27 protein-coding genes and 1 tRNA gene are annotated in these 26,324 nt (G+C 63.4%); 23 read left to right on the top strand and 5 right to left on the bottom strand.

Annotation, left to right across the window (positions count from 1 at the left end; genetic code table 11):
* Positions 1–3 precede the first annotated feature (3 nt).
* The 15 genes from rlmN to A3Q7_RS0106255 all read left to right on the top strand — a co-directional run bounded on the left by rlmN (position 4) and on the right by A3Q7_RS0106255 (position 15,268).
* Positions 4–1,113, top strand: coding sequence for a 23S rRNA (adenine(2503)-C(2))-methyltransferase RlmN (rlmN, locus tag A3Q7_RS0106325; protein WP_018411017.1), 1,110 nt, complete (start codon positions 4–6; stop codon positions 1,111–1,113).
* Entirely contained in the window at positions 1,110–1,934 is an 825-nt protein-coding gene (gene pilW, locus A3Q7_RS0106320; RefSeq protein WP_026224559.1) for a type IV pilus biogenesis/stability protein PilW, read from the top strand. Before rlmN ends, pilW begins: the two co-directional genes overlap by 4 nt.
* Positions 1,934–2,818: a RodZ domain-containing protein gene (locus A3Q7_RS0106315; RefSeq protein ID WP_018411015.1), complete on the top strand. Its 885-nt coding sequence runs from the start codon at positions 1,934–1,936 to the stop codon at positions 2,816–2,818. Before pilW ends, A3Q7_RS0106315 begins: the two co-directional genes overlap by 1 nt.
* On the top strand, positions 2,815–4,068 hold the full coding sequence (ispG, locus tag A3Q7_RS0106310; protein WP_026224558.1) for a flavodoxin-dependent (E)-4-hydroxy-3-methylbut-2-enyl-diphosphate synthase: 1,254 nt from the start codon (positions 2,815–2,817) through the stop codon (positions 4,066–4,068). Before A3Q7_RS0106315 ends, ispG begins: the two co-directional genes overlap by 4 nt.
* A gap of 9 nt (positions 4,069–4,077) precedes the next feature.
* On the top strand, positions 4,078–5,364 hold the full coding sequence (gene hisS, locus A3Q7_RS0106305; protein ID WP_018411013.1) for a histidine--tRNA ligase: 1,287 nt from the start codon (positions 4,078–4,080) through the stop codon (positions 5,362–5,364).
* Between the two features lie 40 nt (positions 5,365–5,404).
* Entirely contained in the window at positions 5,405–6,085 is a 681-nt protein-coding gene (locus A3Q7_RS0106300; protein ID WP_018411012.1) for a YfgM family protein, read from the top strand.
* Positions 6,082–7,221, top strand: a complete 1,140-nt coding sequence (gene bamB, locus A3Q7_RS0106295; RefSeq protein ID WP_018411011.1) for an outer membrane protein assembly factor BamB — start codon at positions 6,082–6,084, stop codon at positions 7,219–7,221. Before A3Q7_RS0106300 ends, bamB begins: the two co-directional genes overlap by 4 nt.
* Before the next feature lie 9 nt (positions 7,222–7,230).
* Positions 7,231–8,565 carry a ribosome biogenesis GTPase Der gene (der, locus tag A3Q7_RS0106290; RefSeq protein ID WP_026224556.1) on the top strand — a complete coding sequence of 445 codons (1,335 nt, stop codon included), beginning with the start codon at positions 7,231–7,233 and terminating at the stop codon, positions 8,563–8,565.
* Positions 8,566–8,810: 245 nt separating this feature from the next.
* On the top strand, positions 8,811–9,050 hold the full coding sequence (gene hfq, locus A3Q7_RS0106285) for an RNA chaperone Hfq (protein ID WP_019917982.1): 240 nt from the start codon (positions 8,811–8,813) through the stop codon (positions 9,048–9,050).
* 36 nt (positions 9,051–9,086) lie between these two features.
* A complete protein-coding gene (gene hflX / locus A3Q7_RS0106280) occupies positions 9,087–10,343 on the top strand; it encodes a GTPase HflX (protein ID WP_018411008.1) in 1,257 nt (418 codons plus the stop codon).
* A gap of 20 nt (positions 10,344–10,363) precedes the next feature.
* Entirely contained in the window at positions 10,364–11,587 is a 1,224-nt protein-coding gene (gene hflK / locus A3Q7_RS0106275) for an FtsH protease activity modulator HflK (protein ID WP_018411007.1), read from the top strand.
* Positions 11,587–12,474: a protease modulator HflC gene (gene hflC / locus A3Q7_RS0106270; RefSeq protein ID WP_018411006.1), complete on the top strand. Its 888-nt coding sequence runs from the start codon at positions 11,587–11,589 to the stop codon at positions 12,472–12,474. Before hflK ends, hflC begins: the two co-directional genes overlap by 1 nt.
* A 129-nt stretch (positions 12,475–12,603) precedes the next feature.
* Positions 12,604–12,789, top strand: a complete 186-nt coding sequence (locus A3Q7_RS0106265) for a DUF2065 domain-containing protein (protein ID WP_018411005.1) — start codon at positions 12,604–12,606, stop codon at positions 12,787–12,789.
* A complete protein-coding gene (locus A3Q7_RS0106260; protein ID WP_018411004.1) occupies positions 12,789–13,961 on the top strand; it encodes an ATP phosphoribosyltransferase regulatory subunit in 1,173 nt (390 codons plus the stop codon). The genes A3Q7_RS0106265 and A3Q7_RS0106260 overlap by 1 nt, the downstream gene beginning before the upstream one ends.
* Positions 13,962–13,963: 2 nt before the next feature.
* Positions 13,964–15,268, top strand: coding sequence for an adenylosuccinate synthase (locus A3Q7_RS0106255; RefSeq protein ID WP_018411003.1), 1,305 nt, complete (start codon positions 13,964–13,966; stop codon positions 15,266–15,268).
* A gap of 117 nt (positions 15,269–15,385) precedes the next feature.
* On the opposite strand, the gene A3Q7_RS0106250 is transcribed toward A3Q7_RS0106255, so the two are convergent.
* A tRNA-Leu gene (locus A3Q7_RS0106250) sits at positions 15,386–15,470 on the bottom strand.
* Between the two features lie 57 nt (positions 15,471–15,527).
* Between A3Q7_RS0106250 and rnr the strand changes: the two genes are divergently transcribed.
* The 8 genes from rnr to A3Q7_RS0106210 all read left to right on the top strand — a co-directional run bounded on the left by rnr (position 15,528) and on the right by A3Q7_RS0106210 (position 23,312).
* Positions 15,528–18,218, top strand: a complete 2,691-nt coding sequence (gene rnr, locus A3Q7_RS0106245) for a ribonuclease R (protein ID WP_018411002.1) — start codon at positions 15,528–15,530, stop codon at positions 18,216–18,218.
* Complete coding sequence (rlmB, locus tag A3Q7_RS0106240; RefSeq protein WP_018411001.1) at positions 18,215–18,967, top strand: 23S rRNA (guanosine(2251)-2'-O)-methyltransferase RlmB; 753 nt, start codon at positions 18,215–18,217, stop codon at positions 18,965–18,967. The genes rnr and rlmB overlap by 4 nt, the downstream gene beginning before the upstream one ends.
* Positions 18,968–19,103: 136 nt before the next feature.
* Complete coding sequence (gene rpsF / locus A3Q7_RS0106235) at positions 19,104–19,487, top strand: 30S ribosomal protein S6 (protein WP_018411000.1); 384 nt, start codon at positions 19,104–19,106, stop codon at positions 19,485–19,487.
* Entirely contained in the window at positions 19,484–19,819 is a 336-nt protein-coding gene (priB, locus tag A3Q7_RS0106230) for a primosomal replication protein N (protein WP_018410999.1), read from the top strand. Before rpsF ends, priB begins: the two co-directional genes overlap by 4 nt.
* A 30-nt stretch (positions 19,820–19,849) precedes the next feature.
* Positions 19,850–20,122, top strand: coding sequence for a 30S ribosomal protein S18 (gene rpsR, locus A3Q7_RS0106225; protein WP_026224555.1), 273 nt, complete (start codon positions 19,850–19,852; stop codon positions 20,120–20,122).
* A 15-nt stretch (positions 20,123–20,137) separates the two neighbouring features.
* Positions 20,138–20,587, top strand: coding sequence for a 50S ribosomal protein L9 (gene rplI, locus A3Q7_RS0106220; protein ID WP_026224554.1), 450 nt, complete (start codon positions 20,138–20,140; stop codon positions 20,585–20,587).
* Positions 20,588–20,785: 198 nt separating this feature from the next.
* Positions 20,786–22,189, top strand: a complete 1,404-nt coding sequence (gene dnaB / locus A3Q7_RS0106215; RefSeq protein ID WP_018410996.1) for a replicative DNA helicase — start codon at positions 20,786–20,788, stop codon at positions 22,187–22,189.
* Between the two features lie 7 nt (positions 22,190–22,196).
* Positions 22,197–23,312 (top strand): DUF748 domain-containing protein, encoded by a 1,116-nt coding sequence (locus tag A3Q7_RS0106210; protein WP_018410995.1) that lies wholly within the window; start codon positions 22,197–22,199, stop codon positions 23,310–23,312.
* A gap of 29 nt (positions 23,313–23,341) precedes the next feature.
* Here A3Q7_RS0106210 and A3Q7_RS0106205 read toward each other — a convergent pair whose 3' ends face one another.
* Genes A3Q7_RS0106205 through A3Q7_RS0106190 form a run of 4 tightly spaced genes read right to left on the bottom strand, consistent with a single transcriptional unit; the run spans position 23,342 to position 26,198 of the window.
* Positions 23,342–23,809, bottom strand: a complete 468-nt coding sequence (locus tag A3Q7_RS0106205) for a MarR family winged helix-turn-helix transcriptional regulator (RefSeq protein ID WP_018410994.1) — start codon at positions 23,807–23,809, stop codon at positions 23,342–23,344.
* A gap of 45 nt (positions 23,810–23,854) precedes the next feature.
* Positions 23,855–25,309: a PhoH family protein gene (locus A3Q7_RS0106200; RefSeq protein ID WP_018410993.1), complete on the bottom strand. Its 1,455-nt coding sequence runs from the start codon at positions 25,307–25,309 to the stop codon at positions 23,855–23,857.
* 29 nt (positions 25,310–25,338) lie between these two features.
* Positions 25,339–25,785: a peroxiredoxin gene (locus tag A3Q7_RS0106195; protein WP_018410992.1), complete on the bottom strand. Its 447-nt coding sequence runs from the start codon at positions 25,783–25,785 to the stop codon at positions 25,339–25,341.
* On the bottom strand, positions 25,782–26,198 hold the full coding sequence (locus A3Q7_RS0106190; protein WP_018410991.1) for an Mth938-like domain-containing protein: 417 nt from the start codon (positions 26,196–26,198) through the stop codon (positions 25,782–25,784). Before A3Q7_RS0106190 ends, A3Q7_RS0106195 begins: the two co-directional genes overlap by 4 nt.
* Positions 26,199–26,324: the final 126 nt, after the last annotated feature.

The following is a 26,324-nucleotide window of genomic DNA, read 5'->3' as shown; positions in this document are numbered from 1 at the left end:
CGCGTGACCCGCACCAACCTGCTGCAGTTCGATGCCCAGGGCTTCGCTGACTTCTTCGCAAGTCTAGGCGAGAAGCCCTTTCGCGCCCGGCAGGTGATGCGCTGGATCCATCGCAATGGCGAGGGCGACTTCGAGGCCATGAGCGATGTTGCCAAGTCGCTGCGCGCCAGGCTGTCCGAGATCGCGTGCGTCGACGCGCCGGTGCCTGTTCGTGACTCGGTCAGCAGCGACGGTACGCGCAAGTGGCTGATCGACGTCGGCAACGGCAATGCGGTCGAAACGGTCTTCATTCCGGAAGAGCGCCGTGGCACGCTGTGCATTTCGACGCAGGCAGGATGTGCGCTGGATTGCGCCTTCTGCTCCACCGGCAAGCAGGGCTTCAACCGCAATCTGGAGGTTGCCGAGATCATTGGCCAGCTCTGGCTCGCGAACCGTGCCCTCGGTGCGGTTCGCGGTGGCGAGAATGATGGCGAACGTGTCATTTCGAACGTGGTCATGATGGGCATGGGCGAACCTCTTGCCAATTTCGATGCCACGGTGGCCGCTCTCAGGCTCATGCTGGACGACAATGCCTACGGCTTGTCGAGGCGACGGGTCACGGTGTCGACCTCGGGCATCGTGCCGGCCATCGACCGCCTGCGGGATGCCTGTCCTGTTGCTCTTGCGGTGTCCTTGCATGCACCGACCGATGCGTTGCGTGACGAACTGGTGCCCATCAATCGCAAGTATCCGCTGCGCGAACTTCTTGCCGCATGCGTGCGCTATCTCGATCGTGCTCCGCGTGATTTCATTACGTTCGAGTACGTGATGCTTGATGGTGTGAACGACAGCGACGAGCATGCGCGACAACTGGTCGATATTGCTCGACAGGTACCTTGCAAGTACAACCTGATTCCGTTCAACCCTTTTCCACAAGCGCCTTTCGGGCGTTCATCCAAGGAGCGCATCCGCCGTTTCTCGGAAATCCTGATGTCCGCAGGTATCGTCACGACCACGCGCAAGACGCGCGGAGACGATGTCGACGCAGCATGCGGCCAGCTGGCGGGTCAGGTGCTGGATCGCACCCGTCGTACCCGCAAGACCATACCCTTGCAGGAGGTTCCAGCACGGTGAAAAGATTCATTCCGGGCGTGTTCGTGGCTGTATGCCTGGCGTCCCTGCTTGCCGCTTGCGCCGGCACTCAGGGCGGGGCGAGCCCTGCATCTCCGGCCACTTCCGCGCCGGTGTCGGACTACAAGCCGGTCGAACCCGTCGTGACCGGTGCTTCGCGTACCCGCGCGAAGTCCCACACGGATCTTGGTCTTGCCTATCTTGAAGCCGGAAACGTCGCGGTGGCGCTGGAGGAGGCGAAAATGGCGCTGCGCGATGACAGCACCTATGGACCCGCCTACAACCTCAAGGCGCTCGCGCACATGTATCTTCAGGAGCGGCCGCTGGCACAGGAGAACTTCGAGAAAGCCTTGCGGCTGGCGCCGAACGATCCGGATATCAACAACAATTTCGGCTGGTTCCTTTGCCAGGGCGGGGACACCGCGCGTGCGATGGCGCTTTTCAACGCGGCGATACGGAACCCGCTTTACAACTTCCCGACGCGTCCGTACACCAACGCAGGGATGTGTGCGATGCGGGCGGGCGATCTGGCCACCGCAGAAGTCAATTTCCTGCGGGCGGTCAATGCAGATCCCAGGAATTCGCAGGCGGTCTACAACCTCGCGGATCTTTTCTACCGTCGCGGCAACTTCATCGAGGCGCGCAAGTATCTGAGCGAATTTCACGCCCAGCAGGATCCGGTTGCGGAAAGTCTGTGGCTGGCAGTGCGCATAGAGCGCAAGCTGGGCGACAAGGTGGCCGAAGCGGGGTTTGCCAGCCAGTTGCGGCGACGTTTCGCGGGAACGCCTGAGCATCAGGCGTTGATGCAGGGGAATTACGACTGATGACGATGGATGAGGTCGCCACGGAACAGACGGTGCTTGCGTCTGTGGGCGGAGTGCTGAGGCAGGCGCGCGAGGCACGCGGCATGTCGGTCGCGAGCGTTGGCGCGGCAATCAAGCTGTCTCCGCGGCAGGTCCAGGCGATCGAGGACGACGCCTACGATCGCCTGCTCAATCCAACCTATGCGCGCGGGTTCATCAGGAATTACGCGTCCTTGATGGGCCTCGATCCGCAGGCGCTGCTGGAGCAGCTCGATATCCAGCATGTCACGCCCAGTCCGTTGCTTGTTGAACGGCGGGATACCGGGGTGGCAATGCCGATGCAGTCCCCGCGTCGCAGGTGGATGCTGCCGCTCGTCGCGCTCAGCGTACCGGTCATCGCTGCCGTCGGGCTCTACGTCTGGTTTGAATACTGGCCTCAGACGGTGCCTGGCGAAGAGATGTCCGATCGCGCGGTCGAGGTGAATCCGGCCGGCATGCAGACGCAGGGACCGCCAGTCGATGAATCCGGGGCTGTTCAGGCCGATGCGTTCGCTTCACCTGACAGTGATCCGGGGACGCCGCTGGAGTCCGCGCCGGCGGAAACCGAGCCTGTGGTCATCGCGTCGGGGCAGGAGTCGCCTCGCGCGATGCAGGCGCCGGCCACCGGGCAGCACCAGCTTTCCTTTGCCTTCAGCCAGGATTCGTGGGTGGAGATCCGGGACGCCCAGGACCGCATTGTCGTGTCCGACCTCAACCGTGGCGGCAGCAGCCGCCAGATCAATGTGGCTTATCCGGTATCCATCGTCGTGGGCAATGCCCGCTCCGTAAAGCTGGAGGTCGATGGTGCTCCCTACGATCTGTCGCCCTCAACCAAGGTCGACGTCGCGCGTCTGAGGCTTGAATGATGAGCGAGTCATCGGCCATTCTTCGCCGGCGCACGCGAAACGTGCGTATCGGCCCTGTGCTCGTCGGGTCGGGTGCACCGGTTGTCGTGCAGTCCATGACGAACACCGATACCGCCGACCACATTTCGACGGCCATACAGGTCGCCCAGCTCGCCCGGGCAGGATCGGAAATCGTACGCATCACGGTCAATACGCAGGAAGCGGCGGCGGCCGTGCCCAAGGTGCGTGAGCAATTGCTGAAGATGAATGTGGAGGTGCCGCTGGTCGGCGATTTCCACTTCAATGGACACAAGCTGCTGCGTGACAACCCTGTGTGCGCCGAGGTGCTGGACAAGCTGCGCATCAATCCCGGCAACGTCGGTCGCGGCAGTAAACGCGACGAGCAGTACGCCGCGCTGATAGAGATCGCCTGCCGCCATGACAAACCGGTGCGCATCGGTGTGAACTGGGGCAGTCTCGATCAGGCCTTGCTGGCGCGCGTCATGGACGACAACGCTCGCCGTGCCGAACCGAAGGACGCGATCGAGGTCATGCGTGAGGCCATGGTCACCTCGGCGCTGGAAAGTGCGCAGCAGGCGGTCGAATGGGGGCTGTCACCGGACAAGATCATCCTGTCGTGCAAGGTGAGCGGGGTTCAGGACCTCATTGCCATCTATTCCGAGCTCGCTCGCCGCTGCGACTATCCGCTGCATCTCGGCCTGACCGAGGCAGGCATGGGCTCCAAGGGCATCGTGGCATCGACGGCGGCGCTTGCGGTGCTGCTTCAGCAGGGCATAGGCGACACCATTCGCGTGTCGCTGACGCCGGAGCCGAACGGCGACCGCAGCAAGGAAGTGATCGTCGCACAGGAAATCCTGCAGACCATGGGGCTGCGCGCCTTTACACCAATGGTGGCGGCCTGTCCGGGCTGCGGTCGCACGACCTCGACCTTTTTCCAGGAGCTTGCTGCCGATATCCAGACCTATGTGCGCGATCGCATGCCGGAATGGAAGACGCAGTACGATGGCGTCGAGCGGATGACGCTTGCGGTGATGGGCTGCGTCGTGAACGGACCCGGCGAGAGCAAGCACGCCAACATCGGCATATCGCTGCCGGGGACCGGCGAAACGCCCGTTGCGCCGGTGTTCGAGGATGGCGAGAAGACCGTCACGTTGAAGGGCGACAATATCGCCGCAGAGTTCCGCGCCATCGTCGATGCCTATGTGGCGCGCACCTATACCAGAAAGAACACCGGCCGGACCGGTGTCTGATCGAAACGAATGAACAGACTGCAAGCCGTTCGCGGCATGAACGACATCCTGCCGGACGAGGCGGAGCGCTGGGAAGCCTTCGAAACCATCGTTCGCGACTGGCTGCGGGCCTATGGCTATCGTCCGATACGCATGCCGCTGCTGGAACACACGCCGCTGTTCAAGCGGGCGATCGGCGAGGTGACCGACATTGTCGAGAAGGAAATGTATTCCTTCGAGGACGCGCTCAATGGCGAGAACCTCACGCTGCGCCCTGAAGGTACGGCGTCATGCGTGCGTGCGGTGACCGAGCACAATCTGCTGTACGACAGTCCGCGCAAACTCTGGTACATGGGGCCGATGTTCCGTCACGAACGTCCGCAGAAGGGGCGCTATCGCCAGTTTCACCAGGTGGGTGTCGAGGCGCTTGGCTTCGCCGGTCCGGACATCGATGCAGAGCTCATCATCATGTGCCAGCGCCTGTGGGACGAACTGGACCTGATGGGCGTGAAGCTCGAAATCAACTCGCTCGGTTCGACCGATGAGCGCAAGCTGCATCGCTCCGAGCTGATTGCCTATTTCGAGGCGCATCAGGCAGAGCTTGATGAAGACGCACGGCGTCGCCTGCACAGCAATCCGCTGCGCATCCTCGATACCAAGAACCCGGCCATGCAGGCCCTGGTCGAAGCGGCGCCAAAGCTTGCCGACTTCCTGGGGGCCGAATCGTCCGATCACTTCGCGGCCATTCAGGACATGCTGCGTGCGGCGAACATCCCCTATCGCATCAATCCGCGTCTCGTGCGCGGTCTGGACTACTACAACCTCACCGTATTCGAGTGGGTGACCGACCAGCTTGGCGCCCAGGGAACGGTGTGCGCAGGCGGCCGCTACGATGGACTGGTTGCCCAGCTTGGCGGCAAGCCCGCCCCGGCGGCCGGTTTCGCGATGGGGATCGAACGGCTGATGGCGCTGTGGGACAGCCGTCAGGCGGACGCGCTGATCGACCGTCCGGAGGCTTATGTGGTGCACGCCGGAAGCGGTTCGCAGCAGGTCGCACTGCGTCTGTCCGAAGGTCTGCGCGATGCAGGTTTCGCCGTGCTCATGCACTGCGGTGGAGGCAGCTTCAAGTCGCAGATGAAACGGGCGGATGCCTCCGGCGCAAACGTCGCCCTCATCCTGGGCGAGGACGAAATTGCGGCGGGAGAGGTGACGTTCAAGCCGCTGCGTGGCGGTGAGCAGCAGCGTGTCAGCATGGACGACGTCGCGGAGCACCTGGGCATGCTCCTGCTGGGCGGCGACAGCGAAGATTTCGAATAATCCACAGACAACCGGATGCACCGGGCAGGAGCCGACATAAATGGCAGCACTCGATCTCGAAGAACAGGAACAGCTTTCGGCAATCAAGGCGTGGTGGAAGCAGTGGGGCAACGCGATCAGTTGGGCCGTGATCGCCATCGCTGCAGTCATCATCGGCCAGCAGGCCTGGAACTGGTACAACCGTGACCAGTCGGTCCGGGCCAGCATGATTTTCGATGCCCTGCAGCAAGCTGCGTTGGCGGGCGATCTGCAGAAGACGCGGGAGGCGGCGGGGCAGCTCACCGAACAGTACGGCAGCAGCCACTATGCAACGCTGGGTGCCTTGCTGTCGGCCAAGGTGCATGTCGAGAACAGGGATACCAAGACGGCCCGCGCGCAGCTCGAATGGGTGAAGGAGAATGCCACCGATCCGGTGTTGCGCGATCTTGCCCGCCTGCGTCTTGCCTATGTGCTGATCGAGGATCAGGCGTTCGACGACGCGCAAAAGATGCTGGATGACGGCAAGCCGGACGTGTCGCTGGAAGTGCGCTACCTGGAAGCAAAGGGCGATGTTCAGCTCATGCGCGACAAACGCGATGAAGCGCGCAAGGAGTACAAGGCGGCGCTCGATCGTTTCGACGCGCTGGCGAAGGCGGGCGATGACACGACGCTCATGCTTGCCCAGCAAGGTTATCGCAATGTCATCGAAATCAAGCTCGACGCCGTGGGAGGACCGCAGTGAGGCGTACGGCCCTGTTTGCGGTCGGCGTGCTGCTGCTGAATGGCTGCTCCAGCCTGGACAGCCTGAATCCGTTCAGCGGCCCGGCCAAACCCAAGATTCCTCCGCTTGTTGCGATACAGCCAACTGCGCAGGTGTCCGAGGTCTGGCGTTTTGGTGCCGGCAAGTCGGAGAATTTCGTGTTTTCGCCCGCGGTGGTCGACGGTACGGTCTATGTCGCCGGTCGCGACGGGTCGCTGGCGCGGATCGATGACGGACGGCTGATGTGGAAGATCGATACCGGCCGCAAGTTGTCCGGTGGGGTGGGCGCGGACGACAAATTGGTTGTGGTCGGCACGGAAAAGGGCGACGTTCTCGCCTTTTCATCCGATGGCAAGCCACTGTGGCAGGCGGTGGTGACCTCCGAAGTCCTGAGTGCGCCGGAAGTGTCCGACGGCATGGTGTTCGTGCGCAGTTCGGACAGCCGCGTCCAGGCCTTTTCTGCAGCCGACGGGGCGCGGAAGTGGAATTACCAGCGTGCCAATCCCGCGCTGACGTTGAGGACCTCGGCGGGGCTGGTCACCACGCCGTCGCTGGTGATCGCCGGCTTTCCGGGCGGCAAGCTGGTGGCCATCAACCGCACGAGCGGTGCCGCCGTCTGGGAGGCCACCGTTGCCCTTCCGCGCGGAACGACCGAACTCGAGCGCATCGCCGATATCACCAGCACGCCGGTAGTGGCCGGACGCGAGGTGTGCTCCAGCGCCTTTCAGGGGCGTGTCGCATGTTTCGATCTGGCCAGTGGCAATGCCCTGTGGACGCGGGATATTTCCAGTTCCGCGGGCATCGACGTCGATGCCCAGAATCTCTATGTGAGTGATGACAAGGGCTCGGTCTATGCGCTGGATCGTGCCACCGGTGCCAGCCTGTGGAAGCAGGACGGCCTGGCCAAGCGTTATCCGGGCAAGCCGCTGGCACTGGAACGTTTCGTCGCGGTGGCGGATATCGAGGGTATCGTGCACCTGCTGCAACGCGAGAATGGTGCTTTCGCGGCTCGCGCGAGCGGCGATGGCAGCGCCATTGATGCACCCATGCAACCTTATGGCCGCGCCTTTGTGGCGCAAAGCCGTGCGGGCAGCGTGCGTGCGCTGTCTGCCCGGTAAGGATCTGATTTGAAGCCTGTTCTGGTACTTGTCGGGCGGCCCAATGTGGGCAAGTCCACCCTGTTCAACCGTCTGACCAAGACACGCGATGCGCTGGTCGCCGATTTTCCCGGGCTGACCCGTGATCGCCACTACGGCAACGGCCGCCTTGGTGATCGTCCTTTCCTCGTCGTCGATACCGGCGGTTTCGAACCGACCGCGCGCGATGGCATCATGGTCGAGATGGCTCAGCAGGCCGAACAGGCGATTGCCGAAGCCGATGTGCTGGTGTTCATCGTCGACGGGCGGGCAGGCCTTACCGCCCACGACAGGGAAATCGCTGCACGCCTGCGACGGAGCGGCAAACCGCTGGTGCTGGCGGTGAACAAGGCCGAGGGCATGCGTGGTGACATCGTGGCCGCGGAATTCCACGAACTCGGGTTACCGGACCTGCACGTGATTTCGTCCGCGCACGGCGAAGGCGTCCGCGCGCTGCTGGAACATTGCCTTGCACCTTTCCCGCAGGAGGGCGATGACGACGAGGCGCTGCAGGGACCGAGGATAGCGGTCGCCGGGCGCCCCAACGTCGGGAAGTCGACCCTGATCAATGCCCTGCTGGGCGAAGAAAGGGTGATCGCCTTCGACCAGGCCGGCACGACACGCGACGCCATCAGCATTCCCTTCGAGCGTGGAGGCAAGCAGTACACGCTGATCGACACGGCAGGCTTGCGTCGCAAGGGGCGCGTATTCGAGTCGATCGAGAAGTTTTCCGTCATCAAGACGGTGCAGGCGATCGAGCAGGCGAATGTGTGCGTTCTGGTGCTGGATGCGACTCAGGAGGTGTCGGATCAGGATGCGCACATCGGCGGTTTCATTGTCGAGACTGGACGCGCGCTGGTGCTTGCCGTCAATAAATGGGACGCGGTCGATAGCTATCGCCGTGAACTGTTCAAGCGGGAAGTTGCCCGCAAGCTCGCTTTCCTCGGGTTCGCGCGGCAGCTCTACATGTCGGCGCTGGAAGGGCAGGGAGTGAGCGGTGTGCTGGGGGCGGTGGATGGGGCGTACGCAGCCGCCATGATCAAGCTGCCGACACCGAGACTGACGCGTGCGCTGCAGGCGGCGATCGAGAAGCAAGCCCCTCCGAAGCATGGGCTTTTCCGTCCCAAGATGCGCTACGCGCACCAGGGCGGGATGAATCCGCCGGTCATCGTGATCCACGGGTCCGCGCTGGAACATGTGAGCGACAGCTACCGGCGCTTTCTGGAACGCAATTTCCTGGAAACTTTCAAGCTCCAGGGCACTCCCTTGCGTGTGGAGTTCAAGACTGCGCACAACCCGTTTGCCTCGCGAGGCGCGAGGGCCTGATTGTGTGTTTCAACATCCGGAGGCAGTACCATAGACGCTCCGGAATGTACTGGACGGGCGGCGGCATGGATTCCGGAAAGCGCGGACCACGAGATGCGCATTCTGCGTTTGGCCGCTCGCGTCCCTTGCCCGGAATGCGTTCCCGGCTGACCGTTACGGGCTGAATTGCAACCGTTGAATGCAAAGCTGCGGTGCATCAAAAAATCCAGTACAGTTGAATTTCAAAACCAACAAGAGGTGTTTCCATGAGCAACAAAGGGCAAATGCTACAAGACCCCTTCCTCAACACCCTGCGCCGCGAACACGTGCCGGTGGCCATTTATCTGGTCAATGGCATCAAACTTCAGGGCCAGATCGAATCCTTCGATCAGTATGTCGTCCTGCTGAAGAACACGGTCACCCAGATGGTGTACAAGCACGCCATATCGACGGTCGTTCCTGCGCGTCCGGTCAACATCCAGCACGACCAGGGCGAGGGCAGTTGATTCCCTCGAAGGCGCGTCTTTATCGGGTGAGCCCGGATGTTTGAAAGACCATCCGGAGGCGAACGCGCAGTCATCGTCCAGCTCGATCTGGGTGAAGGCGAGTATGAGAGCCGGCTGGACGAGTTCTCGCTTCTGGCGGGCAGTGCCGGCGCCGAACCCGTGGCGCGCGTGGGCGGCCGCCGGCAGAAGCCTGATCCGGCCACTTTTGCCGGCAAGGGCAAGGTGGCCGAAATCCTCGATCTTGCGATCGCGAACGAAGCGGACATCGTTCTGTTCAATCACGAGCTGTCTCCTGCACAGCAGCGCAACCTCGAACGCGCACTGTCGCGCAGGGTGGTTGATCGCAGTTCCCTGATACTCGACATCTTCGCACTGAGGGCGCGCAGCCACGAAGGCAAGCTGCAGGTCGAGCTGGCTCAGCTCGAACATCTCGCGACGCGGCTGGTCCGGGGCTGGACTCACCTTGAGCGCCAGAAGGGGGGCATCGGTCTGCGCGGGCCGGGCGAGACCCAGCTCGAAACCGACCGGCGCCTGCTCGGGCAGCGGGTGAAACTGCTCAAGGAAAGGCTGGCCAAGGTCGAACGGCAGCGGGGCGTGCGCAGGCGTTCTCGCGAGCGGCGGGAAACGCCGGTGGTGGCTCTCGTGGGGTATACGAATGCCGGGAAATCGACGCTTTTCAATGCATTGACGAAGGCGGGCGCCTACGCGGCGGACCAGCTTTTCGCTACGCTGGATACCACGTCGCGTCAGCTCTATCTGCCGGAATTCGGACGGGTTGTTCTGTCCGACACCGTGGGTTTCATCCGCGATCTGCCGCACGCACTTGTGGCGGCGTTTCACGCCACACTGGAGGAGACGGCCGGGGCCGACCTCCTGCTGCACGTCGTCGATGCCGCAGCGGCCGACCGGGAGGCCCAGATCGCTGCGGTGGATGAGGTGCTCGCCGAGATCGGTGCCGACGCTGTGCCGCAGATCCGCGTGCTCAACAAGATAGACCTGATGCCCGCCTTGTCTCCAGGGGCCGATCGGGAGCCCTGTGATACCATCCAGACCGCTCGTGTAAGCGCCCGGACAGGCGCCGGGCTGGCCGATCTGAGAACTGCTGTCGCAGGCAGGCTCGTCGCCGAACGACAGGCAGCCGCCCATCGTCGCCCGGTCAGCGATGATCCGCGTGGCATCGAACCGGAACCCTCGCCGGACAATGCACTCTCAGCGATCCGGTCTGAAGCTCAAGGCGTTGGTGCAAAGACCGGCAATACCTCCGATCCAACTTCAATTACCTATCCAGTCTGAACGTGCTCAATGCAATCTTGATGTCGCTGAATGACCCGCGTTGGGGCAATCAGGGCGGCAATGGCAACAAGGGCGGCAACCAGGGACCTCCCGATCTGGAAGATCTGTGGCGGGATTTCAATCGTCGCCTCTCCGGTCTGTTCGGTGGCAAGTCATCGGGCGGTGACGGGGGCGACGGCCGGCCGCCGGTCGGTGCCCGCCAGTTCGGTGGCGGGCTGGGCATCCTGATCGGCCTGGTCGTCATCGTCTGGCTGGCCAGCGGGCTTTACATCGTCGATGCGAGCCAGCGCGGCGTCGTGCTTCGTTTCGGCAAGCTGCACGAGACGACCGAACCGGGGCTGCAATGGCGCCTGCCCTATCCGATCGATTCGCATGAACTTGTGAATCTCACCGGTGTGCGCACGGTGGAAGTCGGCTATCGCGGCAGCGAGCGCAACAAGGTGCTCAACGAGTCGCTGATGCTTACCGATGACGAGAACATCATCAATATCCAGTTCGCCGTCCAGTATGTGCTGAAGGATCCCGTGGCATATCTGTTCAACAACCGCTTGCCCGAGGATACCGTCGTGCACGCCGCCGAAACCGCGATGCGCGAAATCGTCGGCAAGAGCAAGATGGATTTCGTGCTGTATGAGGGGCGCGAGCAGATCGCCGTGGATGCGCAGCGCATCATGCAGCAGATACTGGATCGCTATCAGACCGGTATCCAGATCAGCAAACTCACGCTGCAGAATGCACAGCCGCCGGAACAGGTGCAGGCTGCCTTCGACGATGCGGTGAAAGCCGGGCAGGATCTGGAACGGCAGAAGAACGAGGGTGAAGCCTATCGCAACGACGTGCTGCCGAAGGCCCAGGGTACGGCTTCGCGTCTGCTGGAGGAGGCGAACGGCTACAAGCAGCGCATCATCGCGTCGGCTGAAGGCGATGCGAGTCGTTTCAAGCAGGTACTTGCCGAGTATGTCAAGGCGCCTGAGGTCACGCGTCAACGCATGTACATCGACACCATGCAGCAGATCATGATGAATACCAGCAAGGTGATGCTCGATTCCAAGGGTAGCGGCAATCTGCTCTATCTTCCGCTGGACAAGCTGATGCAGCAGGCGGGCGCGTCCTCGCAGGCGAACGATCCGTCCATGCGCGCGGCAGAGCCGGTCACGCTGCCGCCACTGATCGGTGATCCTGCCTCGTCGGGCGATCTGCGCAGCCGCGATGGCCTGCGTTCGCGTGAGCGGGGAGAGCGCTGATGAGGGAAAAGCTTCCGCTGCTGATCGGTGGCCTCATTCTCGCCGCCATCGTCGCGTCCACATCGCTGTTCACGGTGGATCAGCGCCAGTTCGCCATCGTGTTCCAGTTGGGCGAGGTCCGCACCGTGGTCGAGCAACCGGGGCTGCACGTCAAGTGGCCGCTGGTCCAGAACGTGCGCCTGTTCGATCGCCGCATCCTGACCATAGATACCGCCGATCCAGAGCGTTTCATCACTTCCGAGAAGAAGAATGTCCTGGTTGACCTCTTCGTGAAGTGGCGCATCACCGATGTGAAGCAGTACTACATATCGGTGGGCGGCAACGAGAGGCTGGCCGAAACCCGCCTGCTGCAGACGGTGAATGCCGGTTTGCGCGAGGAGTTCGGACGCCGCACCGTGCATGAGGTCGTTTCCGGAGAGCGCGATCAGATCATGGAGGACATGCGGGCCAAGGCCAATGTCGACGCGGTCAAGATCGGCGTGGAAATCGTCGACGTGCGACTAAAGCGTGTCGATCTGCCGAGCGAGGTGTCGGAGTCGGTCTATCGACGGATGGAGGCGGAGCGCAAGCGTGTTGCCAACGAACTGCGTTCGAGAGGTTCCGCCGAGGCCGAGAAGATCCGTGCGGATGCCGACCGTCAGCGCGAAATCGTCCTGGCCGAAGCGTACCGTGAGGCGCAGAAGATCAAGGGCGAAGGTGACGCCCAGGCTGCGGCCATCTATGCCGATGCATTTGGCGCCAATCCCGAGTTCTATGCGTTCTACCGCAGCATGGACGCCTACCAGAAAAGCTTCCGGAGCAAGAGCGATGTGATGGTGCTCGAGCCCAACTCCGATTTCTTCCGCTATCTGAAGAGCGGCGCACGCCCCGGGGCGGCCGGCAAATGAGGCCCGCGATCGGCCCGACTCGGCGGCAACGGCCCGGAGGGGCCGGGCCTGCTGTATAGTCCACGGGTTGTTCCGAAGGAACTGTTCAAAGGCATCAGCCCGCTTGTGCGGGCTGTGCCTTTTTGTTTGATGGATTCGATCCTGCTTATCGCGCTGGGCCTCATGCTTGTCATTGAAGGCGTGCTGCCTTTCGTCGCGCCCCGGCTGTGGCGCGACACCTTCCGCCGCGCAACCGAACTGGCCGACGGTCAGCTTCGTTTCGTTGGCCTGACTTCAATGCTTATCGGTATCGCGCTGATTGCGCTGTTCAAGTGATGCGTCGCTGGTTGCTTCCCGAATCGATAGAAGACCTCCTTCCATCGGAGGCGCGGCAGGTCGAGCGCTTGCGCCGGGTCCTGCTCGACGAGTTCGCACTCCACGGTTACGAGCTTGTTGCGCCGCCGCTTGTGGAATACATCGAATCGCTGCTCACGGGCAGTGGGCGCGACATGGATCTGCGCACTTTCAAGCTGGTTGACCAGCTGTCGGGCCGTACGATGGGCCTGCGCGCCGACATCACGCCACAGGTGGCGCGCATCGATTCGCATCTGCTGAACCGCAATGGTGTGGTACGGCTTTGCTATTCCGGTTCCGTCGTGCACGCACTGCCGTCAGGCTTCAATGCCACACGCGAGCCGATCCAGCTTGGTGCGGAGCTATACGGCCACGCGGGCATCGAAGCCGACCTCGAGCTGATCGGTCTGTTGCTGCGCGCGCTCGAGGTGGCTGGAGTCCGGCCGGCGCGCGTCGATTTCGGTCATGTGGGGGTATTCCGGGCGCTGGCTGCCAGGCTGGAATCGCCGGCATTGCAGGGCGAGGATGGTCAGCAGGACCTGTTCGCGGCGCTGCAGTCCAAGGACATGCCGGGGCTGCGCGCCATGCTGGCCGGCGAGTCGGACGTGCTGCGGCAGGCGTTTCTCGCGCTGCCTGGCCTGTACGGGCGCGGCGAGGTGCTGGCGCGCGCGCGTGCCGTATTGCCGGCCTGGCCCGAGATTGCCCGGGCGCTCGATGCCCTGGAGGCGGTGGCCGACACCTTCGACGCTTCGGTCGCAGGCTTCGATCTTGCCGATCTGCGTGGCTATCACTACCACAGCGGTGTGAGCTTTGCGGCGTACTGTGCAGGCCAGGCCCAGGCGGTGGCGCTTGGCGGCCGCTATGACGAGGTGGGCAAGGCTTTCGGACGTTCCAGGCCCGCCACCGGCTTCAGCCTCGATCTGAGGCAGCTTGCTCAGCTTGCTCCGGACAGTGTGCGCCCCCCGGCCATTCTTGCACCGGCTCTGCGCGAGCCGGCGCTGCTCGACACAATCCGTGCGCTGCGCGCCGCAGGGGAGGTTGTGATAGCCGGATTGCCCGGGCACGATGCCGATGTGCATGAGCTGGCCTGTGACAGAAAACTTGTGTTTGTTGAAGGCGAGTGGTGCGTCGTGCCGCTCGAAGGAAAGGTTTGAGCATGGCAAAGAACGTAGTCGTCATCGGCAGCCAATGGGGCGATGAGGGCAAGGGCAAGGTTGTCGACTGGCTGACCGACCACGCGCAGGGCGTGGTCCGCTTCCAGGGCGGCCACAACGCCGGTCACACGCTGGTGATCAAGGGACAGAAGTACGCGCTGAACCTGATTCCCTCCGGCATCATGCGTGACGGCGTGGCCTGTTACATCGGCAATGGCGTCGTACTGTCGGCATCCCATCTGTTGTCCGAGATCGCGAAGCTCGAGGCGGGCGGTATCGAAGTGCGCTCGCGGCTGAAGGTGAGCGAGGCCTGTCCGCTCATCCTGCCGGTGCATAGCGCGGTCGATCTTGCGCGGGAAGCGGCGCGCGGTGGCGCCAAGATCGGTACCACGGGCAAGGGCATCGGTCCCGCCTACGAGGACAAGGTCGCACGACGCGCCTTGCGCGTATTCGATCTTTTCCATCCCGAGCGATTCGCCGAAAAGCTGCGTGAAGTGATGGATTTCCATAACTTCCTGCTGGAGAAGCAACTCGGTGCGCAGGCGGTGGACTACCAGCAGACACTGGACGCGACCCTGGCGCTCGCGCCCGAGCTCCAACCCATGGTGGCCGATGTATCGGCACTGCTGCACACGGCTCACAAGCGGGGCGACAACCTGCTGTTCGAGGGGGCGCAAGGTACGCTGCTCGACGTTGATCACGGGACCTATCCGTACGTGACGTCGAGCAACTGCGTGGCCGGTGCGGCCAGTGCCGGTGCAGGCGTGGGGCCCGGCATGCTGCATTATGTGCTGGGTATCACCAAGGCCTACACGACGCGTGTGGGCTCGGGACCTTTCCCGAGTGAATTGCCGATCGAGGAGGAAGGCAGCGTCGGCCATCATCTGTCTACGGTGGGGCATGAGCGCGGCACCGTGACCGGACGCGTGCGTCGCTGCGGCTGGTTCGATGCGGCCGCTCTGCGTCGTTCCATCCAGATCAATGGCGTAACCGGTCTGTGTCTGACCAAGCTCGATGTGCTCGATGGCATCGAAGAGCTGCAGATATGTACCGGTTACCGCGTCAATGGAGAGGTATCGGAACTGCTGCCGCTGGGATCGGAGCGCGTCGGTGCTTGCGAGCCTATCTATGAAACGATGCAAGGCTGGACCGAAAGTACCGTGGGCGTGAAGCGGGTCGAGGATCTTCCGCCCAACGCGCGTGCCTATATTTCCCGGATAGAGACCTTGTGCGAGGTACCGGTTGACATGATTTCGACCGGTCCAGACCGCGAGGAAACCATCGTGCTGCGCCATCCTTTTGCGTAAGGCGCACGGGCGGTCCGTGTGCCCCATGTCCTGCACAGGGCATGGGGAATCATTTGAGTGTGCCGGCGTACAAAACAAAAAAGCCGACGTTTCCGTCGGCTTTTCTGCTGGCTTGTTTGGTGCCCAGGAGAGGACTCGAACCTCCACACCTTGCGGCACTAGTACCTGAAACTAGCGCGTCTACCAATTTCGCCACCTGGGCAAGAGGCTGCGCATTTTATACTAGGTATCCACGTTGTCAAGAGAAAAAGCCAAAAAAGTGAATCACAGTCCGATCCGCAGAGCGGATCCTTTCTTCGAGCGCGAAACCGCGCGCTATGAAAACCCATTGCCCAGTCGCGAGTACATCGTGCAAGTGCTTGAGCAGGCGGCGGTGCCGATGAGCGCGGATGAACTGATCGATGCGCTCGACATACAGGCACACGAACGCGAGTATTTCCTACGTCGTCTGGCCGCGATGGAAAGAGAAGCGCAGCTCATGCGCAACCGTCGCGACGCCTACATCATTCCGGACAAGGCGGATCTTATCGCAGGCCGGGTCGAGGGCCATCCTGATGGATTCGGCTTCGTCATCGCCGGCGACGAGAAGACGAGCCTGGTCGCCAAGGCGGATCGCAAGGACATCTTCCTGAGCGCGCAGGAAATGCGCAGCGTGCTGCACGGCGATCGCGTGCTGGTGCGGGTGATCGGCGTCGACCGGCGCGGGCGGCCGGAGGGCAAGGTGGTCGAGGTGACCGAGCGCGCCAATACGCGCCTGATCGCCCGCGTCGTGGAAGAGCATGGTGTGCAGTTCTGCGTCGCCGAGAACCGCCGCATCCGGCAGCAGATCGTGCTGGCCGCGCCCGAGAAGGGAAAGCGCGCGCTCAAGGCTGGCGCAGGCGCTGTGGTCGAGGTGGAGCTGATCGAACAGCCTACGCGCTACACGCCGCCCATTGGCAGGGTTGTCGAGGTGTTGGGCAATTACGGCGACTCGGGCATGGAAATCGAGATCGCGCTGCGCAAGCATGACATGCCACACGAATTTTCGTCCCGTGTGATGGCTGCCGCGAAGCGCCTTCCGGACGACGTGCGCGAGAAGGACTGCTCAGGACGGGTCGATCTGCGCGATCTGCAGCTGGTCACCATCGATGGCGAAACTGCAAAGGATTTCGACGATGCGGTTTATGCCGAAAAGCAGGGGCGCGGGTTCCGTCTGGTGGTCGCGATTGCCGATGTGAGCCACTATGTGAAGCCCGGTACGACACTGGACGATGAAGCATTCGAACGGGGCAATTCGGTCTATTTCCCGCGGCGCGTCATCCCGATGCTGCCGGAGAAACTGTCGAACGGACTGTGTTCGCTGAACCCGCAGGTCGACCGTCTGTGCATGGTGTGCGACATGGATGTGTCGGCGGCTGGCGCGATCCAGCGCTATCGCTTCTATGCCGCGGTGATGAATTCCAAGGCGCGGCTCACCTATACCGAGGTGGCTGCCGCCCTTTATGACAAGGATGCCGACGCACGCAAGCGTCTCAAACCGCTGCTGCCCAGGCTTGAGGCGCTGGATGCCGTGTTCCGTGCTTTCGAGAAGGCGCGCGCCAAGCGGGGGGCGATCGATTTCGAAACGCTCGAAACCCAGATGCTGTTCAACGAGGACGGCAAGATCGAGCGTATCGTGCCCTATGCCCGCAACGATGCGCACCGTCTGATCGAGGAGTGCATGCTGGCAGCCAATGTCTGCGCATCACGCTTCCTGGAAGAGCACGATCAGCCCACGCTTTACCGTGTGCACGAGGGGCCGAGCGAGGACCGGTTGCAGAAGTTGCGTGCCTTCCTTGGTGAGTTCGGATTCCAGCTTGGTGGCGGTGACAAGCCGCACGCGAAGGATTACGCGGCGCTGCTGGAGCGCATTGGCGACCGTCCCGATCGCCTGCTGCTGCAGACCGTCATGCTGCGTTCGCTGCGCCAGGCCGTCTACAGCCCGGACAACGTCGGCCATTTCGGGCTGGCGTACGAAGCCTATACGCACTTCACGTCGCCCATCCGCCGCTATCCCGATCTGCTGGTGCATCGGGCGATCAAGGCGGTGCTGGCGAAAAAGAAATATGAACCGGGCGACTGGTCCGACATCGGCCTGCACTGCTCGACCACCGAGCGTCGTGCCGACGAGGCGAGCCGCGACGTCACGAGCTGGCTGAAGTGCTACTTCATGCAGGACCGCGTTGGCGAGGAATTCGACGGCAGCGTGTCGGCGGTCGTGCCGTTCGGCCTGTTCGTCACGCTGGACGATGTGTTCATCGAGGGGCTTGTGCACATTTCCGACCTCGGCGCCGATTATTTCCACTACGACGAAGGCAAGCACCGTCTGGTCGGCGAACGCAGCGGACGCATCTACCGGCTGGCTGATCGCATCCGCATCCAGGTCGTCCGGGTCGATGTCGACAACACACGCATCGATTTCCGTCTCGCCGGCGGCGGTGAGCGCGACTTCGGCCGAGTGCCCAAGGGTTCGTTGCTGAAGGCGAAGCCCGTGATGTCCTCGGGCCCGGAGTCGCGCCGCAGAGTTGTGAAGGACGGTGCCCCACCGCCTGTGTTGGAGGATGGTGCGCGCCCCGCAAAAGCGGGTTCCCGGGCAAACGGGAAGAGCAAGGCTGTCGCGATGGCTGCCGCGAGCACAGCGGACGACCGGGAACGGGCGGCGCGCGCAGGAAGGAAGGCACGTCAGTCCGGGGATGCCGCCCCCGCGGCCGGCAAGTCTAGCAAGGTCCGGAAGACGTCGGCCGACAAAGGGACGGCCACGAAGAAGAGTGCGAAGGCGGCACCGGCAGGCAAGCGGGCCGCCACGAAGAAGGTGTCTGCCAGGAACGCCGCGGCCGGCAGCAGCGCGGGGAAGAAAAGCGCCGTGAAGAAAGCCCCGGCCCGCAAGACTTCATCTGCGGCCAGCGCCGGCAAGCGGAGGGTACGTTCGTGAGCGACACGCGCTATATCTTCGGCTTTCATGCAGTGACCGCGAAGGTGAGGCATGCGCCCGACGCGGTGAAGGAGGTGTTCGTATCCACCGCCCGTCAGGATGGCCGCATGCGTGACCTGGTACGTGCAGTCGAGGCGGCCGGCATCAAGTGGGTGCAGATGGATCCGGCACGCCTCGATGGTCTGGCTGGCGGCGCGGCGCGGCATCAGGGCGTGGTTGCTCGAGTGCTGGCACAGATTCCGTATCGCTCGCTGGACGACGTGCTCGACACGCTGGCCGAGCCAGCCTTGCTGCTGGTCCTCGACGGCATACAGGATCCGCATAACCTCGGTGCCTGCCTGCGGGTGGCCGATGCGGCGGGGGCCCATGCCGTGGTCGCTCCGCGTGATCGTGCGGTCGGGCTGAACGCGACCGCGATCAAGGTGGCCAGCGGCGCCGCCGACACGGTGCCCTATGTGACGGTGACCAATCTTGCCCGCAGCCTGCGCGAACTGAAGGAACGCGACATCCTGACGATAGGCGCGGCAGGAGAGGCCGGGCAGTCGATGTACGACCTCGATCAGTCCGGGGCCGTGGCCTGGGTTCTGGGGGCGGAAGGTGACGGCATGCGCCGGCTCACGCGTGAAACCGTGGACGTGCTGGCCTCCATCCCCATGCATGGTTCCGTGGAAAGTCTGAACGTATCCGTGGCGAGCGGTGTGTGCCTGTTCGAGGCACGACGCCAGCGCGCAGTCCGCACCGGGCACTGACGCGCGGCCTTGATACGCGCGCTGGTGGCGCGCTATACTCGTGGGCTTACCCTTGCCTCACCGGATTCGCATGCCGGGAGGCGTAAACCGCCGGACGGGAATTCCCGTGTCCGGTACTGAACCGCAAGGAGACTTCATGCGACATTACGAAGTGGTATTCATCGTCCATCCGGACCAGAGCGAGCAGGTGCCCGCAATGGTCGAACGCTACCGCACGCTGGTCACCGGCCGCGGCGGCAACATTCACCGCCTGGAAGACTGGGGGCGTCGCCAGTTGGCCTACCCGATCCAGAAGGTTCACAAGGCCCACTACGTGCTGATGAATATCGAGTGCGACGGCGAAACGCTGGCCGAACTCGAGCACGCATTCAAGTTCAACGATGCCGTTCTGCGCCACCTTACCATCAAGATGCGCAAGGCAGTTGCCACTGCGTCGCCGATGATGAAGGAAGAGAAGTCGCGTTCGCTGCTGGCGCCGGCGGCCGAAGCCGCTCCGGCCGCGGAACAGCCGTCGGCTTGACCGAGGAGCAGGGCGCGATCGGCCCGGCTGCCAACAGCTTCAAGCTGGCTGCCACGCTGATCGAATGCGATGCGCTGAGGCTCACGCCCGCCGGAGTACCTGTGTTGAAGGGATGTCTGGAACATCGCTCCCTGCAGACAGAGAACGGCATGCAGCGCGAAGTCAGGTTCGAAACCGATTTCGTGCTGCTGGGTGACCAGGCCAGGCTGCTCGCGCAAGCCCCGCTCGGAACGTCGTTGATTGCAAGTGGATTCATGGCGGCCCGCAGTGCGCGAAGCAGGCAGGGCGTCATGCACATAACCAGTATCGAGTTCGTGGCATCGGGTGGATGAACCCGGGCCGCACACGTGGAAGGACACACCATGGCTTTCAGACCGAAGACCGGCAAGAAGAAGGATGATCGCGGCTCCCGCAGCATGTTCAAGCGCCGCAAGTTCTGCCGTTTCAGCGCCGAGAAGATCGAAGAGATCGATTACAAGGATGTCGATATCCTCAAGGACTTCATTTCCGAGAACGGCAAGATCATGCCGGCCCGCCTGACCGGCACCCGCGCTCACTACCAGCGCCAGCTGTCGACCGCGATCAAGCGCGCCCGCTTCCTGGCACTGATGCCCTACACCGATCTGCACCAGTAATTCGAGGACACGACCATGCAAGTTATCCTGATGGACAAGGTCGCCAAGCTGGGCGATCTGGGCGATGTGGTGAAGGTGCGCGACGGCTATGCCCGCAATTTCCTGATCCCGACCGGTCGCGCCAAGCGCGTGACGCCGGAAAACCTCGCAGCATTCGAAGCGCGTCGCGCCGAGCTGGAAAAGGCGGCTGCCGAGCGCCTGGCTGCTGCCAAGGCGGTGGCCGAGAAGCTGGAAGGTTTCATGGTGCAGATCACGCGCAAGGCCGGCGTCGATGGCCGTCTGTTCGGCTCGGTGTCCACGGCGGACATCGCCGAAGCGCTGACCGCACAGAGTTTCGTCGTGGACAAGTCCATGGTGCGCATGCCGGATGGTCCGATCAAGGCGGTGGGCGACGCCCAGTTCGAGATCGCGCTGCATTCCGACGTGGTTGCCACGGTCACCGTGTCGGTGCTCGGCGAGCATTGATCGGCGCCCTTCGGGCACAGAGAAGGGCCACCTCAGGGTGGCCCTTTTCGTTTGCATGGACGGCCCGCGCCGGGCCGCCTGCTTGAATCCACAGCAAAGCCCACAGTTTTTCCACAGCTTGTCCCGTTGTGGCGGATCGATCCGGTCGCTAGATTGGAGGATTGCCGTCGCGGCGGACATTGAACAGATCGGAACACCATGAGCACCGTGCGCAACGCTCCGGACAGCGACAATCCGCCGGTCGATCGCCAGATCGCCGCGCTCAAGCTGCCGCCGCATTCGATCGAAGCCGAACAGTCCCTGATCGGCGGCCTGCTGCTCGACAACAGCACCTGGGACCGCGTCGGCGACCAGGTGAACGAAGCCGATTTCTATCGCGACGATCATCGTCGCATATTCCGCCACATTGCCAGGCTGATCGAACAGGGCAAGCCGGCCGACGTCGTGACGGTCTATGAATCCATAGAGAAAGCGGATGAGGTACAGCAGACCGGCGGTCTTGCCTACCTCGCGGAAATCGCGAACAACACGCCGTCGGCGGCCAACATACGTCGCTATGCGGAAATCGTCCGCGAGCGCGCCATCCTGCGCAAGCTGGTCAGTGTGGGCGATGAAATCGCGGCCAGTGCGCTGACGCCGCGCGGGCGCGACGCCAAGACCCTGCTCGACGAGGCGGAATCGAAGATTTTCGAGATCGCGGAAGCCGGGGCATCGTCGTCCACCGGCTTTGTCGCGATCCAGCCCATCCTGGTCGAAGTGGTGAACCGCATACAGGAGCTGTACGACCGCGACGACGCGTCGGACGTGACCGGCGTGCCGACCGGCTATGTGGACCTCGATGCCAAGACGGCCGGCCTGCAGGCCGGCGACATGATCATCGTCGCCGGTCGCCCCGCCATGGGCAAGACCACCTTCGCGCTGAACATCTGCGAACACGTGGCGATCGAACTCGGTCTGCCGGTGGCGATCTTCTCGCTGGAAATGCCGGGCACCCAGCTCGCGATGCGCTTCGTGTCCTCGGTCGCCAAGGTGGATCAGGGGCGCTTGCGCACCGGCCGTCTGACCGACGATGACTGGGGGCGGCTGACCATGGCGCTGGGCAAGCTGCACGAGGCGCCCATCCATATCGACGAAACCGGCGGCATCAACCCGACCGATCTGCGCGCGCGGGCTCGTCGGCTCTATCGCCAGTGCGGCAAGCTCGGCCTCATCGTGGTCGATTACCTGCAGCTCATGTCCGGCACGCGCGAAGGCGAGAACCGCACTTCGGAAATTTCCGAGATATCGCGCGCCATCAAGTCGCTGGCCAAGGAACTGCACGTGCCCATCATCGCGCTGTCGCAGTTGAATCGCGCGCTCGAGCAGCGTCCGAACAAGCGGCCGGTCATGAGCGATCTGCGCGAATCCGGCGCCATCGAGCAGGATGCCGACATCATCATGTTCATCTATCGCGACGAGGTGTACAACCCGGACAGCCAGGACAAGGGTCTGGCGGAAATCATCATCGGCAAGCACCGGAACGGTCCGACCGGCACCGTGGTGCTCGGATTCCAGGGCGAACACACCAAGTTCGTCAATGCCGCCCGTCCCGGTTCGTACTGAGCGCACCATGAACCGCGGCACCCGCACCGGACGCTGGCTGCGCGTCGTCGCGCTCACGCTGGGCGCGCTCGTGCTGGTGGTGCTGGCTGCCTGGCAGTTCGCGCTGCACGCGCTCAAGGGCCGGGTGGAACAGGCGCTCGGTCCGCGTGGCGAGGTGGCGCAGGTCGAGGTCGGACTGCATGCGGTGGTGGTGCACGGTCTGCGTGTACGCGCCGATCGACCGGGCGGGGCGGGCTGGCCCGCGGAAGACGAGTTGCGCGCCCGGCGCATCGTCATCGTTCCTCGCTGGACCGACCTGTTGTCGGCACGGCCTCGCGTCGAAAGCGTGCGGGTCGAGGATGCGTACGTGTCGCTGCTGCGCACGCGCGACGGCCGGCTGCGCGTGCTGCCCGCGCTGCTCGATGGCCCGGCGGGACCGCCCGGAGCGTCGTCTGCGCTGGTGATCGACAACGTCGAACTGCGCAGCAGCACGCTCGACCTGTACGACGCCACCGTCGCGCGCACGCCTTATCGCATTTCGCTGCAGGCGCTGACTGCCGATATCGGACCGGTCGTACTGCCGGCACTCGATACGCGTGTGGACATCGACCTGTCCGGCATCGTGAAGGGGCCGCGCGGTGACGGACGGCTCGCGCTCAAGGGATGGCTGGTTCCGGCGTCGAAGGATGCCGAACTTGCGGTATCGCTGCGCGATGTGGACCTGCGTGCCTTGCAACCCTATCTGGTCCGCGCGGCCGAGACCGATGTAAAGCAGGGGCGCATGGATCTGGATCTGCAACCCGTCATCAGGGCGCAGCATCTGAAGGCGCCCGGCGTGCTCACGCTGCACCAGCTCGAGCTGGCATCCGGCAGCCGCTTCATGGGCCTTCCGCGCGAGGCGCTGGTGTCACTGATGAAGGATGCCAACGAGCGCATAAGGATTGCCTTCACGCTCGAGGGGCGCATCGACGATCCGGCCTTCTCGCTGAACGAGAATCTGGCGACGCGGCTGGCCAGTGGACTGGCGGAATCGCTGGGCGTCAGTTTCAGCGGCCTGGTGCGTGGCGTCGGCAGGGCCGGCAGCGCAGTGGTCGAGGGCGTGGGGGACGCGTTCAACGGCCTGTTCGGTGGCGACGGCAAATAGGCCTCTGTGGGTGCCGATGAGCCCGGGCGTCAGCCGGCGTGTGGCCACACCTGATCGTCGCCGATCCCCTTGAGCTGGGCGCTCAGCTTCTGCAGCTCGATGCGCATGCGCGCCACTGCGTCGGGCGGCAGCCCCGACTGCCGGGCGACTTCGGCATGCACTTCCTCCGCCCGTTCGCGCAGGGCGCGCCCGGCGTCCGTCAGGCGTATTTCCAGCGCCCGTTCGTCGACCCGGCTGCGCGCACGCGTCAGGTAACCGCTTGCTTCCAGGCGCTTGAGCAGCGGGGTGAGGGTGGGTGAATCGAGATCCAGCCGTTCCGCCAGCGCTTTCAGCGTCAGCGCATCGTCCTGCCACAGCACCAGCATGACCAGGTATTGCGGATAGGTCAGGCCAAGCGCCTTGAGGCCCGGCGTGTAGCAACGCGTGATCGCGTGCGTGGCCGCGTAAAGGGCGAAGCACAGTTGCTGATCGAGCAGCATGGGGTCAATGAAGGTCATGGCTCTGTCCTCCGGTCACGATGTCCTGTACTGGTCGGGTCCCGATTACAACACTTCTGCCGCGTGATCCGCCAGCCGCGAGCGTTCGCCACGCTGCAAGGTCACATGTCCGCTGTGCGGCCAGCCCTTGAAGCGGTCGACGACATAGGTCAGTCCCGAACTGCCCTCGGTCAGATAAGGCGTGTCGATCTGCGCGATATTGCCCAGGCAGATCACCTTGGTGCCGGGCCCGGCACGCGTGATCAGCGTCTTCATCTGCTTCGGCGTCAGGTTCTGCGCCTCGTCGATGATGAGGAACTTGTTCAGGAAGGTGCGGCCGCGCATGAAGTTCAGCGATTTCACCTTGATGCGGCTGCGGATGAGGTCCATGGTTGCCGCGCGGCCCCATTCGCCCGAGCCATTCGGGTCGTCGGTCTTGTTCAGCACGTCCAGGTTGTCTTCGAGCGCGCCCATCCACGGCGTCATCTTCTCTTCCTCGCTGCCCGGCAGGAAGCCGATGTCCTCGCCCACCGGCACGGTGACCCGGGTCATGATGATTTCGCTGTACAGCTTGCTTTCCAGTACCTGTGTCAGACCTGCCGCCAGCGTGAGCAGGGTTTTGCCGGTGCCCGCCTGGCCGAGCAGCGTGATGAAATCGACCTCGGGATTCATCAGCAGGTTGAGCGCAAAGTTCTGTTCGCGATTGCGTGCGGTGATGCCCCACACCGAATTCTTGTGGTGGCTGTAGTCCACCAGCGTTTCCAGCACCGCGGTCTTGCCGCTGCGTTCGCGTACCAGTGCATGAAAGGGCTTGTCCTGCTTCGGGCCGGCTTCCTTGTACACGAATTCGTTGATCAGCAGATCCGGGCACAGCGGGCCCTTCACGCGGTACATCGTGCGGCCGTTCTCCTTCCACGATTCCAGGTTGCCGCCATGCTCGTCCCAGAAACGATCCGGCAGCTCGCGCGTGCCGGTGTAGAGCATGTCGGTGTCTTCGAGCACCTTGTCGTTGAAGTAATCCTGCGCATGCAGGCCCAGTGCACGGGCCTTGATGCGCATATTGATGTCCTTGGACACCAGAATGACCTGGCGCCCGGGGTGGCGCTGCGCCAGATGCATCACCACGCCGATGATCTGGTTGTCCGCCTTGGCGGTCGGCAGCGCGCTGGGCAAGGTGCCGTTGATCGCCTCGGTCTGCAGCAGCAGATGGCCGCTGGCCAGTTCGCTCGATGCGGCCGCGAGCGGAATGCCCTCGGCGATCTTGTCCTCGGCGCCGCTCACGATCTCGTCGAGCAGGCGGCTTGCCTGGCGCGCGTTGCGCGCCACCTCGGTCATGCCCTTCTTGTTGTTGTCCAGTTCCTCGAGCGTCATGATGGGCACGAAGATGTCGTGTTCCTCGAAGCGGAACAGCGATGTCGGATCGTGCATCAACACATTGGTGTCGAGGACGAAAAGCTTGGTGGCGGGCGGGGTCTTGCGGCTGCGGCGGGCGGGGGCTGCGGCGGGGCGTCGGGTTGCCATGGGGTCCTGTCGGGTTGTACTGCGCGATATCAGAGCGAGCGGATGAATTCGAGCACTTCTTCCGCATGGCCGGCAACCTTCACGCCGCGCCATTCGCGCAGGATACGGTTGTCCTTGCCGATCACGAAAGTGCTGCGCTCCACGCCGCGTACCTGCTTGCCATACATGTTCTTCATCTTCATCACGCCGAACAGTGCACACGCGGTTTCGTCCGGGTCGGACAGCAGTTCGAACGGCAACTCGAGCTTGGTCTTGAAGTTCTCGTGCGATTTCAGACTGTCGCGCGAAATGCCCACCACTTCCGCACCGACCGCCTTGAACTGTGTGTACAGGTCGCGGAAGGCGGCGCTTTCGGTCGTGCAGCCGGGCGTGCTGTCCTTGGGGTAGAAGTAGACGATCAGCGGACGCGGCGCGTCGGCCAGCGAAAAATCTCCGCCGGTCGACGGCAGCGAGAAGTCGGCAATCTGTTCGGTCATGATGGGGCTCCAGTATCGTTTGCGTGCCTGTCTCCGCCTGCCGGGTCGAGCAGCAGTGCGGCAGCGACGGCCCGGCCCTCCGACACCAGGATGTTGTAGGTCCGCGCCGCGGCGAGAGTATCCATGACCTCGACGCCGATGCGCGCATCGATCAGCGGCCGCAGCAGGGAGGGATGTGGAAACTGCTGTGTCGGTCCGGTGCCCAGAAGCAGGATCTGTATGTCCAGCGCGACGATGGCGGCAAAGTCCTCGCTGCTCAGATCGGCCAGGCGGGACGCGCCCCAGTCGTCACGAACGAGGCCCGGCGCGAGCAGCACGGTGCGGCTTACGCGGCGTTCGCCGATCTGCAGGTAGTCGTCGCCGAATCCGGTGACGAGCGCGATGGTGGGACGAGGGGTCTGGTGCAGCTTCACGGAAAATGTCTGTCGCGGATACGGGGCCGGATGGCACGCACGGTTTTGCCCTGCCATCCCTGGTCGCTTACAATCATACCTTTTTCGTCCGCCGGGCATGGCCCGCGGTCAATCCGCTCCGCCTGC

The organism is Methyloversatilis thermotolerans, from assembly GCF_000372885.1.
Taxonomy (GTDB): Bacteria; Pseudomonadota; Gammaproteobacteria; order Burkholderiales; family Rhodocyclaceae; genus Methyloversatilis; species Methyloversatilis thermotolerans.
Note: the sequence above shows the minus strand (reverse complement) of the source record. Positions and strands in the feature narration are given on the sequence as shown.